Annotated in this window: 1 protein-coding gene; it reads right to left on the reverse strand. The window is 33.6% G+C overall.

All coding sequences use genetic code 11. The annotated features are described in order from the left end of the window. Nucleotides 1–20: 20 nt before the first annotated feature. Nucleotides 21–1,767: gliding motility-associated C-terminal domain-containing protein (locus EC396_RS15100; protein WP_164975325.1), on the reverse strand; the 1,747-nt coding region annotated here is incomplete at its 5' end.

Here is a 1,767-nt window from a genome sequence, read left to right on the forward strand (position 1 = left end):
ATAGTAATTTTAAATTTTATTTAACGACTCAAATACAAACTGCCTTGTATTGGTTTGCGATTGTCTTTGTTGAAATGAATAATGTAATAATATACACCCGAAGCTGCAATATCATTATCTCCTTTTAATCGCCCATTCCAATCAGGTTTGTTAATATCATAAGAGTACATTAAATTACCCCATCGGTTTACAAATTCAACTTTAAAATCGGGATATAATTCTCTTAAATTTTCAATTTTAAAGGTGTCATTAATACCATCACCATTTGGCGAGAAACCATCATAAACTACAATATCATATTCATCACAAGCATTTAAATCTACTGTAACTTCAAGGTGAGAAACACTTGAGCACCCATTAATGTCAGTTTCAATAGCATAATAAGTTTTACCATCAATTAAAAGTTCAGATAAACTTAATTCAATACCATTTGGATAAGAGTTATACCAAGAAATAGCACCGTCATTATTAGCAGAAACTTTAGCATCTAATTCAGCTAAAGTTGGGTTGTTTATAATACAAAATTCTTCACCACTTGACTCTATGATTGGAGTTCCTGGATTTGATAAAACAACTGTAACAGCAATTTTTACAGCACTAATACAACCTGTTGAATTTGTTTTTGCAGCCCAATAAACTGCTCCATTTACCAATAAATCTGTATTGTTTAGAGGAGTAGTACTTGTCTCTGAATTAAACCATTCAATACCTGTTGAAGGTGTTAAGTCGGCTACAGTAGGGTTGTTAACTTGACAAAAAGTTTGTATAGATTCATCAATTGTAGGTGGAGGTACAGTTGTAATTGAAGCAATAACTTCAACTCTTGAAGTACTTTCACAGCCAGCAATAGCATCCGTATTTAATGCCCAATAGTTTTCTCCGTCAACTAATAATTCTGTTGAACTTAATGGTGTTGTTGAAGTTTGAGAATCGTACCAAACAATAACATTTCCTGTAGCTTGTAAATCTGATATTTTTGGATTAAAAGCTTCACAAAAAGTTTGATTAGGCTCAGACACTATCGCATTAGGTACACTAATTACAGTTGCTTTTACTTCTAACCTTAAAGCACTTTCACAGTTAGCGGCATTGGTTTGAGAAGCCCAATACGATTGTCCATTTACCAATAGATCAGAACTATTTAAGGCAGTTGTAGAAGTTTCAGAATTATACCAAAGTACATTTGTACCAGTTACAGATAAATCACCTATTGTTGGTGAATTTGGTAGATAATCATTAACACAAAAAGTTTGAGTAGCAGCACCAGTAGGAGGCAAAGGCTTATCAATATTAGCAGTAACTTCTAATTTAGAAACACTTTCACAACCAGCAGCATTTGTGATTGTAGCATAGTAAACTTTACCATCAACCAAAGCAGCTGTTTTAGTTAAAGGTGTTGTAGCGTCAATAGTATCGTACCAATTGATGTCATTTCCACTAGGACTTAAACTTTCAATAGTAGGATTTTCAATTTCACAAAAAGTTTGAGTTGCAGGACCAGTAGGAGGCAAAGGCTTTTCAATAGTAGCAGTAACTTCTAATCTCAAAACACTTTCACAACCAGCAGTATTTGTTATTGTAGCATAGTAAACTTTACCATCAACCAAAGCAGCTGTTTTAGTTAAAGGCGTTGTAGCAGAATTGCTATCGTACCAGTTGATGTTATTTCCACTAGGACTTAAATTCTCAATAGTAGGATTGTCAATTTCACAAAAAGTTTGAGTAGCAGCACCAGTAGGAGGTAAAGGTTTTTCAATGTTAGCAGTA

Source organism: Lutibacter sp. HS1-25 (genome assembly GCF_004121075.1).
GTDB lineage: Bacteria > Bacteroidota > Bacteroidia > Flavobacteriales > Flavobacteriaceae > Lutibacter.